Origin of the sequence: Gordonia crocea (assembly GCF_009932435.1) — a bacterium.
Taxonomy (GTDB): Bacteria; Actinomycetota; Actinomycetes; order Mycobacteriales; family Mycobacteriaceae; genus Gordonia; species Gordonia crocea.
Window position 1 is genome coordinate 1 of the sequence record NZ_BJOU01000005.1, and the last position, 15600, is coordinate 15600.

At 70.1% G+C, this 15600-nt stretch carries 16 protein-coding genes; 9 read left to right on the forward strand and 7 right to left on the reverse strand.

Annotated elements, in window-relative coordinates; translation table 11 throughout:
- Nucleotides 1-979: saccharopine dehydrogenase family protein (locus nbrcactino_RS13325; protein WP_161928052.1), on the forward strand; the 979-nt coding region annotated here is incomplete at its 5' end.
- Nucleotides 980-986: 7 nt separating this feature from the next.
- On the opposite strand, the gene nbrcactino_RS13330 is transcribed toward nbrcactino_RS13325, so the two are convergent.
- Together nbrcactino_RS13330 and nbrcactino_RS13335 are read right to left on the reverse strand one after the other, a co-directional pair.
- On the reverse strand, nt 987-1700 hold the full coding sequence (locus tag nbrcactino_RS13330) for an O-methyltransferase (RefSeq protein ID WP_161928053.1): 714 nt from the start codon (nt 1698-1700) through the stop codon (nt 987-989).
- 86 nt (nt 1701-1786) lie between these two features.
- Nucleotides 1787-2416, reverse strand: a complete 630-nt coding sequence (locus tag nbrcactino_RS13335; protein ID WP_161928054.1) for a PaaI family thioesterase — start codon at nt 2414-2416, stop codon at nt 1787-1789.
- Nucleotides 2417-2489: 73 nt separating this feature from the next.
- Between nbrcactino_RS13335 and nbrcactino_RS13340 the strand changes: the two genes are divergently transcribed.
- The gene (locus tag nbrcactino_RS13340) at nt 2490-3440 is read left to right on the forward strand and encodes a 1,4-dihydroxy-2-naphthoyl-CoA synthase (RefSeq protein ID WP_161928055.1); all 951 of its coding nucleotides are present in this window, start codon (nt 2490-2492) and stop codon (nt 3438-3440) included.
- A 106-nt stretch (nt 3441-3546) separates the two neighbouring features.
- Entirely contained in the window at nt 3547-4731 is a 1185-nt protein-coding gene (locus tag nbrcactino_RS13345) for a YncE family protein (RefSeq protein ID WP_161928056.1), read from the forward strand.
- A gap of 89 nt (nt 4732-4820) precedes the next feature.
- On the opposite strand, the gene nbrcactino_RS13350 is transcribed toward nbrcactino_RS13345, so the two are convergent.
- Nucleotides 4821-5882: an LLM class F420-dependent oxidoreductase gene (locus nbrcactino_RS13350; protein ID WP_161928057.1), complete on the reverse strand. Its 1062-nt coding sequence runs from the start codon at nt 5880-5882 to the stop codon at nt 4821-4823.
- 214 nt (nt 5883-6096) lie between these two features.
- On the opposite strand from nbrcactino_RS13350, the gene nbrcactino_RS13355 reads away from it, so the two are divergent.
- The 5 genes from nbrcactino_RS13355 to nbrcactino_RS13375 all read left to right on the forward strand — a co-directional run bounded on the left by nbrcactino_RS13355 (nt 6097) and on the right by nbrcactino_RS13375 (nt 10229).
- Nucleotides 6097-7338: an inorganic phosphate transporter gene (locus tag nbrcactino_RS13355; protein WP_161928058.1), complete on the forward strand. Its 1242-nt coding sequence runs from the start codon at nt 6097-6099 to the stop codon at nt 7336-7338.
- 29 nt (nt 7339-7367) lie between these two features.
- Entirely contained in the window at nt 7368-7640 is a 273-nt protein-coding gene (locus nbrcactino_RS13360) for a hypothetical protein (protein WP_161928059.1), read from the forward strand.
- A 75-nt stretch (nt 7641-7715) separates the two neighbouring features.
- On the forward strand, nt 7716-8099 hold the full coding sequence (locus tag nbrcactino_RS13365) for a DUF3349 domain-containing protein (protein WP_161928060.1): 384 nt from the start codon (nt 7716-7718) through the stop codon (nt 8097-8099).
- Nucleotides 8100-8103: 4 nt separating this feature from the next.
- Nucleotides 8104-9282, forward strand: coding sequence for an o-succinylbenzoate--CoA ligase (menE, locus tag nbrcactino_RS13370; RefSeq protein WP_161928061.1), 1179 nt, complete (start codon nt 8104-8106; stop codon nt 9280-9282).
- 29 nt (nt 9283-9311) lie between these two features.
- A complete protein-coding gene (locus nbrcactino_RS13375; protein WP_161928062.1) occupies nt 9312-10229 on the forward strand; it encodes a 1,4-dihydroxy-2-naphthoate polyprenyltransferase in 918 nt (305 codons plus the stop codon).
- Here nbrcactino_RS13375 and nbrcactino_RS13380 read toward each other — a convergent pair.
- Both nbrcactino_RS13380 and nbrcactino_RS13385 read right to left on the reverse strand, forming a co-directional pair.
- Nucleotides 10226-11080, reverse strand: a complete 855-nt coding sequence (locus tag nbrcactino_RS13380) for a Clp protease N-terminal domain-containing protein (protein WP_228460875.1) — start codon at nt 11078-11080, stop codon at nt 10226-10228. The two genes, nbrcactino_RS13375 and nbrcactino_RS13380, sit on opposite strands and share 4 nt — an antisense overlap.
- 61 nt (nt 11081-11141) lie before the next feature.
- Nucleotides 11142-11396, reverse strand: coding sequence for a helix-turn-helix domain-containing protein (locus nbrcactino_RS13385; protein ID WP_161928064.1), 255 nt, complete (start codon nt 11394-11396; stop codon nt 11142-11144).
- A gap of 95 nt (nt 11397-11491) precedes the next feature.
- On the opposite strand from nbrcactino_RS13385, the gene nbrcactino_RS13390 reads away from it, so the two are divergent.
- On the forward strand, nt 11492-12247 hold the full coding sequence (locus nbrcactino_RS13390) for a YggS family pyridoxal phosphate-dependent enzyme (protein WP_161928065.1): 756 nt from the start codon (nt 11492-11494) through the stop codon (nt 12245-12247).
- Between the two features lie 49 nt (nt 12248-12296).
- On the opposite strand, the gene nbrcactino_RS13395 is transcribed toward nbrcactino_RS13390, so the two are convergent.
- Both nbrcactino_RS13395 and nbrcactino_RS13400 read right to left on the reverse strand, forming a co-directional pair.
- The gene (locus nbrcactino_RS13395; RefSeq protein WP_161928066.1) at nt 12297-14858 is read right to left on the reverse strand and encodes an ABC transporter permease; all 2562 of its coding nucleotides are present in this window, start codon (nt 14856-14858) and stop codon (nt 12297-12299) included.
- A complete protein-coding gene (locus nbrcactino_RS13400) occupies nt 14858-15565 on the reverse strand; it encodes an ABC transporter ATP-binding protein (RefSeq protein WP_161928067.1) in 708 nt (235 codons plus the stop codon). Before nbrcactino_RS13400 ends, nbrcactino_RS13395 begins: the two co-directional genes overlap by 1 nt.
- Nucleotides 15566-15600: the final 35 nt, after the last annotated feature.

Consider the following 15600-nt stretch of genomic DNA (forward strand, 5'->3'; position numbering starts at 1 on the left):
CCTGCGCTATGGCGAGAGCCTGGTCACCGCCGCGGCCAGCGCGGGCACCGACTACGTCGACCTCACCGGCGAGGTGCCCTTCGTGCGCTACTCCATCGACAAGGTCGGCGACACCGCCGTCGCGACCGGCGCGCGCATCGTGCACGCATGCGGATTCGATTCGGTGCCCTCGGACCTCGGCGCCTACGGGCTGTACCGCAAGGCCCAGGAGGACGGCGCCGGCGACTTGGGCACGACGACGATGGTGGTGATGTCCGTGCGCGGCGCCGCGTCGGGGGGCACCATCGACTCGATGCGCGTGATCGCCGAACAGGCCCGCGACTCGGCGACCCGCTCCATGCTGCTCAACCCCCAGGCCCTCTCGTCGGGACCGGGGGAACTCGTCCGGGTGGACCGCCGCTCGGAGCCGAGCGACGCCGCGCTGGTCCGCGCGTCCACCGTCGACCCGTCGCTGCGCGGCACGCTCGCCCCGTTCTTCATGAGCTCCTTCAACACCCGCATCGTGCGCCGGTCCGACTCACTGCTCGAGTACGGCCCGGATTTCCGCTACGGCGAGGCGATGGCCGTCGGCTCGATCCCCGTCGTGTCGACCATCGCTTCGGCCGTCGTGGCCGCCGGGTTGGGCGCCGGGCTAGGGGCGATGTCGTTCGCGCCGACGCGCAAGCTGCTCGACCGCGTGCTCCCCAAGCCCGGCGAGGGCCCGAGCGAGGCCTCCCGGGACAAGGGGCACTTCACCGTGCAGACCTACACGACCACCTCGTCGGGCCGTCGCTACCGCAGCCGGATGTCCGCCCAGGGCGACCCCGGCTACAAGGCCACCGCGGTCATGCTCGGCGAATCCGCACTCGCCCTGGCACTGGACCGCGACCGCCTGCCGGCGCGCTCCGGCGTCCTCACGCCGGCCGCGGCGATGGGCGACGCGCTGATCGACCGGCTGCGCGACGCGGGGTTCGACATCGACGTCGCCGAGATCGGCTGACGCGCGCTCAGCGCTTCATCGAGACTTCGATTCCGCCCTGGCCGGGGATCGTCACCGACTGGAACGGCCCGTCCGGGTCGCGGACGAAGTCGAGGTACTCGCGGTACTCCTTGGCCCCGCTGACGACGTTGTCGCAGACGACGAGGGCGCCGCGGCGGAGCTCGGGCTCGAGGATCCGCAGCGCGGGGGCCGCCATCGGGATCCAGATGTCGACGAGCACGAAGTCGATCGGACCGTCGACGCCGGGCAGCGTCTCGCGCAGATCCCCCTCCAGGATCTCGACGAAGTCCGCGACCCCGGCCTGCGCGAGGTGGTCGCGGGCCGCGGCCACTTTGCCCGGCTCGTGCTCGGTCCCGATCACCACGCCGCCCTGGGCCGCCCCGTCCTCGGCGGCATTGTCCCGAACCGCCGCGGCCAGGTAGATGGTGGACACCCCGTAAGAGGTCCCCACCTCGACGATGCGGCGGGCGCCACTCGAACGGCACAGCAGATAGCAGAGCGCGGCCTTCTCCGGATCGAGCGCCACGAACTTGTCGGCCAGCCATCGTTTGCCGGCCTCGCTCTGCGTCGAATCCCAGGTGCCGTCGCGCAACCGGGAGGTGACGGAGTGCCTGATCATCGGCAGCACGGCCGGCAGCATTTGGCGTTTGCTCTCCCGGTGCAATCGCTCGACGACGGTGCGTGCTTGCTGGTCCAGCGGCGATGCCGCGAGCTTCCCCATGCCCCCACCCTACGCGAGCGGATTAGGCATACCTAAGTTCGAATGCGCCGCGGTGCAATGCCGCACCAAGTCACCGCGCAGGCCGGTCAGGCCTGCCCGGGTCGCAGTTCGATGAACAAGGACTCGATGTCGGCGCAGAGGCGGTCACCGTCGTGCAGCGTGCCCGCGACGAACAGCTTGCGGCCCTCCCGACGCTCGACCCACGTGCGGATCGTCAGACGGGTGTTCAGCGGCGTCAGCGACCGGTAGTTCACCTTCAGGTAGGCGGTGCGGCACACCCCGTTGACCGCCACCAACGAGGCCATGCCGCCGAGGTCGTCGAAGGCGACGGCGACCTGGCCGCCGTGGGTCACCCCGTTGCCGCCGAGGTGGTACGGGCGGAACCACACCGTCGCCAGCACGCCCTCCGGTGTCGCCTCCTCGATCTCATACGGCGGCAGCGTGAGGTTGCCCCGGGCCGGCAGGTCCACCCGGGTGCCGGCCGGCGTCGTCCACTCGTCGACGAGGTGCGCGTCGAGTTTGGCGTTGAGCTCGCTGAGCACCGCGATGGCCTCGACGGCGAGTTCGTCGGTGGGACAGGCGAACCGGGCCTTGTCCATCAGGGTGCGGACCTGTTCGCTGAACTCCGCATAGTGCGGGCCGCCGCGCTCGGTCGAGATGTCCAGATCCGGGCGGAAGCCGCCCTCGTGCGGGACGGTGGGGGACGAATCACTCATTTCCCCACGTTATCCCCGACCGATCGGCCCGCCTGCGCGACCCCGCACCGAGGCGCGAACGTAGGGTGGGTGCATGAGCGATCAGTCCCCGTTTGACCCCGATTCCTGGCGCCCGGTCCCCGGCTTCGACGACCTGACCGACATCACCTACCACCGCCACGTCGGGGAGGGGCGGGCCAACGGCATCGTCCGCATCGCGTTCGACCGCCCGGAGGTCCGCAACGCCTTCCGGCCGCACACCGTCGACGAGCTCTACCGCGTCCTCGACGACGCGCGGCGCACCCCCGACGTGGGCACGGTGCTGCTCACCGGCAACGGGCCGTCGCCCAAGGACGGCGGTTGGGCGTTCTGCAGCGGCGGCGACCAGCGCATCCGCGGACGGTCCGGCTACCAGTACGCGACGAGTCACGACGACGACGTCGCCGCGGCCGGCGCCGACGGGGTCGACGAGGCCCGGGTCAAGACGCAGGGCGGGCGCCTGCACATCCTCGAGGTGCAGCGGCTGATCCGGACCATGCCCAAGGTGGTGATCGCGGTGGTCAATGGCTGGGCGGCCGGCGGCGGGCACTCGTTGCACTCGGTGTGCGACCTGACCCTGGCCTCCCGCGAGCACGCGCGGTTCAAGCAGACCGACGCCGACGTCGGGTCCTTCGACGGCGGCTACGGCAGCGCCTACCTGGCCAAGCAGGTGGGCCAGAAGTTCGCCCGCGAGATCTTCTTCCTCGGCGAGGCCTACGACGCGGAGACCATGCACCGGATGGGGGCGGTCAACCGCGTCGTCGACCATGCCGAGTTGGAGGCGACCGCCATCGACTGGGCGCGCAAGATCAACGGGAAATCCCCGACCGCGCAACGCATGCTGAAGTTCGCGTTCAACCTCACCGACGACGGGCTGATGGGCCAGCAGGTGTTCGCCGGGGAGGCGACCCGCCTGGCCTACATGACCGACGAGGCGGTGGAGGGCCGCGACGCCTTCTTGGAGAAGCGCGACCCGGATTGGGACGCGTTCCCGTATTACTACTGACCACTCCCGACGCGACGACGCGCGCCGCGTGAGCGCGTCGCGTAAGCGCCCCTGTGAGAGCAAGGCCACGTCAAACCCGCCGCGCGGTCAGGTTACCCTTACTGGCATGAGCATCCACTTCACGAAGGCCCGCGCATCTGCGCTCGCCGTCACCGCATTGTTCTCCCTCGGTGTGATCACTGCACCGACCGCTAACGCTGCACCCTCACCGGCACGCCCGGGACCCGCGGTGCCGCAGCCGGCCGGCTACAGCATCAAGGGCTACAGCGTCGGCGTCGGCAATGAGCGCGGCGGAAACTACCGCGGCGCCATCGACGCGCAAACCGGCGACCTGTGGATGACCCAGGTGGAGCCGATGAGCGGTGCCACCCGCTCGAACATCCTGCGTATCGATCCGAACACCATGACCGTCAAGAAGCGGTTCAACGTGATCGAGCCCGCCAACACCGGCGGCCACGGCAAGTACGGCGTCCAGTACGAGATCAACGTGCCCAAGACCGGCAACGTTGTCTGGACCACCGCCGCCGCCGCCAACGGTGGTGAAGCCAACGTATGGGACAAGACCACCGGCAAGCGGGTCGCCCGCCTGACGAACCTGCCGCACGCGCACTGGGTGCAGTTCGCTGAAGGTCTTCGCGTCGCGATCGTCTCCGTCACCAACGGCCTGGCGTTCTTCGACATGGACACCTACGCCCGCATCGGCGAGTGGGCGTTCCCCGGAGCGGGCAAGAAGCTTGGCGCCGGACTGGCCGTGACCAACGCCGACGCCAACGGTGCCACCATCTCGGTCACCTCGTACTACCGCGATCTCTCCCAGCTGCGCATCACCCGCAGCGGCGGCAAGGTGCAGACCAAGCTCAAGTGGAACACTCGGCAGGCCCAGGCCGAAGGCCACGGCAACGTCGTCGCCGATACCAGGACCAACCGCCTGTACGTGAACAATCTGATGACTCCGGCCGCCGGCCTGTCGGTGTACAACCTGACCACCGGTAAGCACATCGCCGACGTGAACACCGGCATCGGCAGCAACTCCCTGCTGATCTTCCAGGGAAAGCTCTACGTCGCGAACTACTTCCTGGGCTTCATCTCGGTGGTTGACCAGAAGACCTTCGCCGTCCAGCAGGTCATGACCACCGGCCTGCTGCCGAACCATCTGTTGGCGTGGAAGAAGAACACGTTCCTGGTGATCGACAAGGCCTCGGCGATCTCCGAGCTTCCGACCGGGATGCTGAAGATCAAGACGCCTCCGCTGTCCAGCGGCGACTACGTCTTCAAGGTCACCAAGCACTGAGCCTCGGCTCCTGGACAAAGCCGCACAACCAGACATCCCCCGCACATTTTTCGTGCGGGGGATGTCTGGTTGTGCGGGGTTTGCCGGTGTCAGGCGATGATCTCGGCCAGCGTCGCCATCGTGTCCACCCGCTCGCGGTGGGTTCCGGCCGACGGGCTGGCCAGGATCACCCCGACGCCGGCCTCGTCGAAGGCGGCGATCTGCTCGGCGACATAGGAACGCGGCCCGATGAGGCTCATGGCCTTCACCAACTCGTCGGGCACCGCCGCGGCGGCCTCGACCTTCTTGCCGTCGAGGTAGAGGTCCTGGATGACCTTGGCCTCCTCGACGTAGCCGTACCGCTGCACCAGCGAGTTGTAGAAGTTCTTGCCGCGGGCGCCCATGCCGCCGATGTAGAGCGCAGCGTGGTGGCGGACGAAGCCGAGCGCATTCTCGATCTGTTCGGAATCCTCGGTGATGTAGGCCGCGGCCTGCACGACGATGCGCAGCTCGCCCAGCGCCGAGTCGCGCTTGGCCTTGCCCGCGGCCAACGATTCACCGAAGGCGGCATCGACGTAACCGGGGTGGAAGAGGAAGGGCTGGAACTCCTCGAAGAGCTCGGCGGCCAGTTCGACATTCTTCGGGCCGATCGCGGCCAGCAGCATGGGGATGCGCTCGCGGACCGGGTGGTTGATGATCTTGAGCGCCTTGCCCAGGCCGCTGCCGCCGTGTTCGGCGTCGAGCGGCAGCGTGTAGTGCTTACCGGCGTATTCCACCTTCTCCCGCCGCCACACCTTGCGGCAGATCTCGGCGTGCTCCCGCGCACGGCCGAGCGGGAAGTCGTACTTCACCCCGTGGAAGCCCTCGATGACCTGCGGGCCCGACGCGCCGATCCCGAGGATCGCACGGCCCCCGCTGATGTAGTCCAGTCCGGCCGCGGTCATCGCCAGGTTCGTCGGCGTCCGCGAATACATCGGCAGAATCGCGGTCTGCAGCTCCATCGTGTCGGTCTGCGCCGCGATGTACCCGAGTTGGCTGACCGCGTCGAAGCTATACGCCTCCGGCACCGCGATGCGGCGCACGCCGACGCCTTCGAAATCCCGGAGATTCGCGATGGTCTCGCGGAAGTCCCCTGCGTAATTGATCGGCATACCCAGCGTTATCCCTGTCATGGGGAGATTCTGGCACGGGTGCGTGTCCGTTTCCCGGCTGCCCTGCGGCCCGGCGCCGCCGGGGCACGGCGGGCGCCGATCCGGTGGCCATCGGCCGACGCGTCGGTTAACAGAAGATGAACAGCGACGGAACACCGCATAATCCCAGGTCAAAGGGGTGTGACGCGATCGGTCCAGTTATGCGGATGGGGATTTCACCAGCCATGATTTCACCATGACCGCAGAGATGTTGATCCTCGTGCTGCTCGTCGTCACGGCACTCGGATTCGATTTCACCAATGGCTTCCACGACACCGGGAACGCCATGGCCACCTCGATCGCCACCGGGGCCCTCAAGCCCAAGGTCGCGGTCGGCCTCTCCGCGATCCTCAACCTGGTCGGCGCCTTCCTCTCCGTCGAGGTCGCCGCGACGATCACCAAGGACGTCCTCAAGATCCAGGAGACCTCGGGCGACTCGGCCGGTGCCCTGATCCCCGGCCTCGACCCCACCAAGGCCCTGCTGATCATCTTCGCCGGCCTTGTCGGCGGCATCCTGTGGAACCTGTTCACCTGGCTGTTCGGTCTGCCGTCGAGTTCGTCGCACGCGCTGTTCGGCGGCCTGATCGGCGCCGGCCTCGCCGCGCTGGGCACCTCCGGGGTCAACTGGTCGGGCATCTCGACCAAGATCCTCCTACCCGCGCTGCTGGCCCCGATCATCGCCTGCATCGTGGCCGCGGCCGGCACCTGGCTGGTCTACCGGATCACCGAGTCGCTGGCCTCGCACCAGAAGGACGACGGCTTCCGCTACGGCCAGATCGCCACCGCGTCGCTGGTCTCCCTGGCCCACGGCACCGGCGACGCCCAGAAGACGATGGGTGTCATCGCCCTCGCCCTGATCGCCACCGGCCACCTCAGCGCCGAGTCGGTGGGCCACGGCCTGCCGTTCTGGGTCATCTCCACCTGTGCCGCGGCCATCGCGCTGGGCACCTACCTGGGCGGCTGGCGCATCATCCGCACGCTGGGCAAGGGCCTGGTCGAGATCTCCCCGCCGCAGGGCATGGCCGCCGAGGCCAGCTCGGCCGCGATCATCCTGACCTCGAGCGCCGCCGGCCTGCCGCTGTCGACCACCCACGTCGCCACCGGATCGATCCTGGGCAGCGGCGTCGGCCGCCGCGGCGCCCAGGTTCGCTGGCAGGTGGCCGGCCGCATGGTGGTCGCCTGGGTCACGACCCTGCCGGCCGCGGCCCTCGTCGGTGCCGGGTGCTTCCTGGTGGCCAACCTGCTGGGCAACCTGGCCGGGGCGATCGCCATCTTCACCATCCTCGTCGTGCTCGCCGCCTACATGTACTGGCGCGCACAGCAGAACAAGATCGACCACGCCAACGTCAATGCCGACTGGGACGACGAGAACGGCCTCATCCCGGCCGATCCGGCTGTTCCGGCCGCCCCCGCCCCGCTCGAGCGCACCGGCGCCTGAATCCAGGGCCACGAAAGGGAACCACTGAGATGACCGCACTCGAACCCATCGTCCGAGTCCTTCTCGTCGGACTGGCCTTCGGCGCCGGACTGCCCGCACTGTTCGCCGTCGGGCTGCGCCTGTGGTCCAACGGGTACAACGCCGATGGCACCGTCACCAGCCACAACCCGTTCCTCAAGGCCATCGGCGGCATCCTGTTCGCCCTCGTCGCGCTGGTGATCGTCGTGGGCATCCTGTGGATCACCCGCGAGGCGATCAAGTCGCACCTCGGACTCGAGATCTTCCCCTTCGGCTACAAGTAGCCCACCGTCGCCCAACGGCCTCGCAAGCAGAGTCGACCTATACTCATGGCACGACCACGAATCAGAGGAGTTGCCGTGGACAGGCCCCAGTTGCTGGCCTCGGTGATCCGCTGGCTGCGAACCGGGTACCCCAACGGCGTGCCGGCGGACGACTACATCCCGCTCGTCGCGATCCTGCGCCGCCAGCTCAGCGACGACGAGGTGACCGAGGTCGCCACCACCCTCGCCGCCGATGCGGTCTCGGCGGCCGACCCGCAGGCGACGACCGCGGTGATCACCGACGTCCCCGAAATCAGCCGGATCGACGCGGGCGTGGAGATCAACAAGGTGACCGACGAACTGCCCAGCGAGAACGACCTGGCCCGGGTGCGCTCGGTCCTGGTGTCGGCGGGCTGGCCGTTCGACGACGACCCGCTGCGCCGCGACGACGGCGACTCCCCCACCGACACCGCGGACTGACCCCGTGCCGGTCCTGCGCGCCCTGCCGCTGACGTCGGGCCCGGAGCTGGCCGAATCCTTCGGCGATCTCGTCGCCATGGCCGCCGGCGGCCGGTGTTACCTCCCCGTCGACGACGACCCCGACGCACCCGACCGCCGGCTGTTGGAGTCCTCGCTGGCCGTCGGATCCCCCGTCGACGATCCGGACGCCTGCCTGGTCATCGCGACGTCGGGCTCGACCGGCCGTCCCAAAGGGGCGATCCACACCCCGTCGACCCTCGCCGCCTCCGCCGATGCGACCCACGCCCGCCTCGGCGGCGAGGGCAACTGGCTGTTGGCCCTGCCGCCCCACCACATCGCCGGGCTGCAGGTCCTGCTGCGCGCGCTTCGCGCCGGGTTCACCCCGGCGGTCTGCGACCTGCGCGGCGGGTTCGACGCCGAGCGCTTCGCCCGTGACATCGCCCTGTTGCGCGGGCCGAAACGCTACACCTCGCTGGTACCCACGCAGCTGCGGGCGGTGCTGGACACTCCGGCGGCAACCGCGGCGCTCGGCGAAGTCGACGCGGTCCTCGTCGGCGGGGCGGCCACCCCGCCCGCGCTGCATCGTCGGGCGGTCGAGGCGGGGATTCCGGTGGTCCGGACCTACGGGATGAGCGAGACCGGCGGCGGATGCGTCTACGACGGCCGGCCCCTCGACGGGGTGTCGGTGTCGATCGACGACGGGGTCGTCGTGCTGTCCGGGCCGATGGTGGCCCACGGCTATCACGGCCGGGACGACCCCGCGTTCGCCGTGCCCGGCTCGTTCCGGACCGACGACCTGGGCATCGTCACCGACGGCGAACTACGCATCCTGGGCCGGGCCGACGACGCGATCAGTTCCGGCGGGCTGACCGTGGTGCCGCAGGTGGTCGAGTCCGTGCTGGCCGCCGATCCGGCCGTCGCCGAATGCGCGGTCGTCGGGGTGCCCGATGAACGGCTCGGCGAACGGGTGGTGGCCGCGGTGGTCGCGGCACCCGGACGGCGACCGGACCCCGAGGCACTGCGCACCCGGGTGGCCGAGCAGGTCCACCGCCATGCGGCACCGAAACAGATCGTCGTCGTCGACGATCTGCCCCGGCGCGGGCCGGGCAAGATCGACCGGGCCGGGGTACGGGCACTGCTGGAATCTGGTGGGCGTCAAGCCGATTCCGCCGCGCGGGGCTGAGTCCCACGCGAGCGTGGTTGAATTACGCCATGGCCACGATTGCGCAATGGATCAACGGCGCCCGCCCTCGCACCCTGCCCACTGCGCTCGCGCCGGTGATCGCCGGGTTCGCCGCCGCCCAACACGTCAACGAGAGCCCCAGCTGGACGCGCACATTGGGCGCCTTCGCGGTGGCCATCGCACTGGTCATCGGCGTCAACTTCGCCAATGACTACTCCGACGGGATCCGCGGGACCGATGCCGACCGGGTGGGACCGCAGCGCCTCGTCGGCTCCGGCGCCGCCTCCCCCGGCGCGGTCCGCACCGCCGCACTGATCTGTTTCGCCATCGCCGCCGCCGTCGGCATCTGGCTGTCGCTGGCCACCCATTGGTGGCTCATCCTCGTCGGCGCGGTGTGCATCGTGGCGGCCTGGTTCTACACCGGCGGCTCGCGCCCGTACGGCTATGCCGGATTCGGCGAAGTCGCGGTATTCGTCTTCTTCGGTTTGGTCGCCGTCTGCGGCACCCAGCTCGTCGTCGGCGGGAAGATCGACCTGTTCGGCGTGCTGATCGCCGTGGCGATCGGATCCTTCTCCGCGGCGGTCCTGGTGACCAACAACCTGCGTGACATCGACACCGACGCGGCCACCGGCAAACGCACCCTGGCGGTCATCCTCGGCGACTACTCGACGCGCTACCTCTACGCCTTCCTGATGACGCTGCCGTTCGTCATCACCGTCATCCTGGCGTTTCACCATCCGTGGACACTGGCCGGGCTGGCAGTCGCCCCGCTGGCCAACGCGGCCGGACGGACAGTCGTCGGTAGCAAGAATCAGGCCGGGGCACAGGGCCCCGACCTGATTCGGGTTCTCGGACAGACCGGGTTGATCATGGCCGGATGGGCCGTGATCATCGCCGCGGCCTTTACGTGGGGGATCGACGGGATCCCCCACGGCCACCTCTTCTAGGGCTGCCGGGCCGCGTCCGCGCCGAGCTGATCGACGACGGCCACCCGCAACGCCTCGACATCCGGGGCGAGTGCGAGGATCGCGGCCACCTCCGGGGTGTCGGCGTCCAAGGCGGCGAGAACCAGGTGGCCGGTGGACAGGAACCGGCTGTCCTGGTCGGCGGCGATCTGCGCCGCGTGTGCCAGGGTCCGCTTCGTCACCGGGGCGAACCGGGGCCGCCGGCCGCGCGGACCGCGGCGACCGCGGCCGTACTCCCAGGGGCCCTCGCCCCACGGGCCGTCCTCGCCGGACCACGGGCCGTCCTCACCCCAGGGGCCGGGTTCGCCGCCCCACGGGCCGTCGGCCCACGGCGGAGTGCCGCGGCGCGGACCGCGGCCGCCGAATCCCTGCGCGTCCCGAGGGCCGCGACCGCCGAATCCCTGCGCGTCCCGGGGGCCGCGACGGCCGTGCGGACCGCCGCGGTGGCCGTGCGGGCCCCGCGGGCCACACTCGCCGTCACGGCCGCGACCGCGACCCCGACGTTCGTCGCGGCGCCCCCACCCGGCGGTGAGGTCGTCGCCGAAGTTGCGGCGCACCGCCTCTCGCACCTGGTCCAGGTCGATGCCGAGCATCTTCAACGCATCGCGGTCCCGGGAGTACCGGTCCTCGTCCGAACTCGGCTCGTCGCCGTCTTGCTCCCCGGTCGCGGTGCGCACGGCGTCGCGCGCGGCGTCCAGGGTGATGCCGTGGTCGGCGAAGATGCCGACCAGCGGGTCTCGAGCATTGCAGAGCACACCGAGGATCAGGTGCTCCGGTCCGAGGCTGGGTTGTCCGAGGTCTTGCGCCTCGGCGATGGCGAAGGGAAACGTCATCCGTCCTTCGCGAGTCATTCGTGAGCCAAACATGGGCTCCTCCTTCATGTCTTGTGGATGGTCAGTCGGTGGCCGGGGTGGGCGAACCGTCGGCGTCGGGGCGGGCCCGGCGCGCGTGCTTCTGGTGGACCGCCTGGCGGCTGATCTCCAGTACGTCGGCGATCTGCTGCCAGCTCCAGCCGGCCTCCCTCGCACTGTCGACGTGGATGTCTTCCAGGCGATCGGCCAGCGTGCGCAGGGCGCGCACCGCGGCCAGGCCGCGGGCCGGATCTTTGTCGGCGACCGCGTCGGCGGTCGGGTTCGTTCCCTCAGTCACGATGTCAGGTTAACTTGACGAAGAAGTCATGTCAAGAATTATTGACAGATGGGGTCCGGCACCCCGGGCCCCGGCCGCCGACAGACTCGGCGACAATGAGGATCGTGACCGACTACCCCGCCGCCCATTCCGTCGACGACTTCCGTACCAACCTCGCCGCCGTGCGCGCCCGCATCGACGACGCCGCCCGCGGCGCCGGACGCGACCCGCAGGCGGTGCGGCTGCTCCCGGTATCCAAGACGGTGGAGGCCGACCGGCTGCGTCACGCGGTGCAGGCCGGATGCGAGTGGTTCGGCGAGAACAAGGTCCAAGAGGCCAAGCGCAAACATGCCGACCTCGCCGACACCGGGGTGAAGTGGGCGGTCATCGGCCACCTCCAGACCAACAAGGCCAAGGATGTCGCGGCGATCGCCGACGAGTTCCAGGCGCTCGACAGCCTGCGGGTCGCCGAAGCGCTCGACCGCCGGTTGCAGATGCTCGGCCGCGGCCTGGACGTCCTCGTGCAGGTCAACACCTCCGGCGAGGAGTCCAAGTTCGGCCTGACCCCCGACGACCTGCCCGGCTTCCTCGCCGAGCTGCCCGCCTTCTCGTCGCTACGGGTTCGCGGCCTGATGACGCTGGCCGCGCTCTCCGCCGACGCCGATCGGGTCCGCGGCTGCTTCGCGGTGCTGCGCGACCTGCGCGACCGGGCCCGCGACACCGACCCCGACCTCATCGGGCCCGGCGAGCTGTCCATGGGGATGTCCGGCGACTTCGAACTGGCCATCGCCGAGGGCTCGACGTGCGTCCGCGTCGGGCAGGCCATCTTCGGCGCCCGGGCCACGCCGGACAGCCACTATTGGCCGAACTGACTCACTCGGCAACACCCAGAGTGACCCACTCGGCAACACCCGGAGTGACTCACTCGTCTGCCAGCGACTCCGAGATGTTCATCCGCGCGGCGCGTACCGCCGGGGTGAGCGCACCCACCACGCACAGGCCCACCGACACCGCGACGTACAGCAGGGCCGAATACCGCGGTTCGTAGTGGATTGCGATGGAGGTGCTCGCGGTCAGGATCTTGTCACTGAGCAGGTGGAGGAATCCACCGAGGAGCACGCCCACCGCCGAGCCCACCACCGCAATCGCCACCGCCTCGGCCAGCACCATCTTGAACACGAACCGTCGCGACGCCCCCAACGCGCGCAGCACGGCGAGTTCCCGGCGCCGCTCGATCACACTGAGCAACAACGTGTTCAACAGGGCCACCGACGCAGCGACCGCGACGATCCACTGGATGGCGACGGTGAAGGCGCCGGACTGTTCGGCGGACTGCTGCGTCGCGCGGATCGCCTCCTCCCCGGAGTAGACGTGCAGCGGCAGCCGTTGCGCGGAGAACTGCTGCGCCACGGCCGTCAACCCGGCCCGCACCGCCTCGGGATCGGCCCCGGGCGCCAGCTCAACCTGCAGGAAGGTCGCCCCGGGCCGGTCGAACCACTCCCGCAAGAGTGCCAACGACATCGCCGCACTGCCCGAGTCGACCGACACGTAGTCGACCACGTCGCGCACGATCAGCGAGTGATACCCGGTCGGCGTCGCCAGGCGCACCTCGTCGCCCGTCTTGCGTCCCAGACTGCGCGCCGCCACCGAGGACAGCACGATGCCGTCGCCGGCGATGATCCGGCGCAGCGCGTCGGGATCGGTCTTGTGCATGAACGGCGAGCCGAGACCCTCGTCGAGGCCTTGGACCAGGATGCGCGCCTCGCCGACGTTGACCGCCGTCCACTGCGACGGGGCCACCCGGGCGACACCGGGGACCTCCCGGGCCGCGTCGATGACGTCGTCGCCGAATGCCGGACCGGTCGGAATCCCGTCTTTGCTCGACGTGGACAGGTAGAAGGCCGGGTCGCCCAGCCCCTGCAAGGACCCGGAGATCGAGGCGACCAGGTTCTGCAGCGCCCCCGAGGTGCCCATCCCGACCGCGATCGCCACCGCGACGGTCATCACCGTCGCCCACACCCGCCGCGACGCCCGCTCGGTGTTCACCGCGGCGAGCGTGCCCGGCGCGCGGAAACACCCGGCCAGCGCGGTCACCGCCCGCACCAGCACGCCGGTCAACGCCAGACACAGCAGCAGGCCGCACGCCCCGAAGACCGCGCCGGCGGCAATCGCGGCACGGCCCGGCACCGTCGTCGCGACGACCCACGACGCTGCGATCCCGGCGACGCCGCCGATCCCGGCGATGGCGACCACGCGCCCCGACAGCGGTGAGTCCACCTCGCCGCCGGCCGCCGACATCGCCTCCACCGGGGACACCGAGAACACGGTGCGCGCCGCCAACGCCGTCGCCGCCACACATGCGAGCACGCAGGCCGCCAGCGCGACGAACGGCGCATACAGCGGCAGGTGGTAACTCACCGCGGCGCCGACCGAGTTGACGGTCATCTCCGGCAACCGGCCGATCGCCCACCGGCCCGCCAGGATCCCGATCGGGATACCGATGAGCCCGCCGATCAGCCCGTAGACCGCCGATTCGGTGAGCATGTCGCCGACCAGCTGCCCCCGGCGGGCGCCCAGGGCGCGCACCATCGCCAACGACGAGCGCCGCGAGGCCACCGCCATGTTCATCGTGTTGAACACCAGGAACCCGGCGATGACCAGTGCGATCAACGAGACGAGCAGCGTCGAGTCGCGGGTCACCGCCGTGGCCACCTCGGCCTGGTGCAGCCGGAACTGCGGGGTCAGGACGACGGCGCGACCGTCGACGATGTGTTCGGCATCCGCGGTCAACCTCCCGACGTCGGCGCCGGGGCGGGCGACGATCAGGACCGAGTCGACCCGGTCGTCGAGCCGGGTCATCTGTTGGGCCAGCGGCAGGTAGGCGAAGAAGAAGTTGCCGCGGTTGAGCACGTCGGTGCCCTTGGCCGGCGCCACCTGCAGCACGGTCACCTCGACGCCGTTGAGCACGATGCGCTCGCCCTGCCGCACGCCGGCGCCCGGCCCGGCGATCACCCCGGTCTCCAGTTGGGCCAGGTCCACCTCGTTCCCCCCGGACTGGCGCAGGGCGTCGCGCAGCTGGGCCGACATCTGGGTCACGCGTTGGTCGGAGCCGATCAGCAGGCTCACCCTCGGGTCGGCCGAGGGGGCCCCGACCGGGTCGACGCGGACCTGCGCCCGGATCATCGGCACCACGGCCTGCGCGGCGGGCAGCCCGGCGCGCAACTCACCGGCGATCGGCGCCGGCATCCCGGTGTCGGAGATCGCCGCGACCTCCAGTGCGGCATCACCGGTCAACGCCGCGGTCAGATCGCGCACCGATCCGGTCAGCGACCCGAAGGTGCCGAATACCGCCACCAGCAGCGCCGAGGCCACCACGACCACCGACAACGAGGTGACCACCCGCAGCCGGTGGGTGATGATTTCGCGCAGGTTCAGCAGCCGGACGCGGGTCAGGCCCGCGCGTACCCGGGAACCCGGTGCCATCAGAGCAGGACCCGGCCGTCGCGGACCGTGATCACCTGGTCGGTGGCCGCGGCGGCGCCGGAGTCATGGGTGACCATGACCACGAGCCGGTCCGGGCGGTCGTGGGCGAGTGCGGCGAGGAGTTCGAGCACCGCCTCCCCGGTCCGGCTGTCGAGGTTGCCGGTCGGCTCGTCGGCGAGCAGGATCGCCGGATCCATGATGAGCGACCGGGCGATCGCGACGCGTTGCATCTGGCCGCCGGACAGCTCGCTGGGCCGGTGGTCGACCCGGTCGCCCAGGCCCACCCGCTCCAGCAGTTCGACCGCCTCGGGCTTGGCCTTGCGTAGCGACTGGTTGTCCAGCAACCGCGGCAGCGCGACGTTCTCCCACGCCGACATCGTCGGGACCAGGTTGAAGAATTGGAAGATGAATCCGATGCGGCGCCGGCGGAACTCCGATGCCGCCGCATCGTCGAGGTTGGTCAGGTCCACGCCGTCGACGACGATCTCGCCCGACGTCGGCTGGTCGAGCGCGCCCAGGATGTGCAGCAGCGTGGACTTGCCGGCGCCCGACGGCCCGATGATCGACACGAACCGCCCACCGGGCAGGTCGAGGTCGACGCCGTCGAGCGCGCGCACCGTCGTCTCGCCGAAGGCGTACTCGCGCACCAGGTTTCGCGCGCTCACCAGCGGCGGGCGAGCCACATGGCGAGTGATGTTGGGGCTCATCCGTTCTCCCGCCACCGGCCGTCGAGCCAGAACCG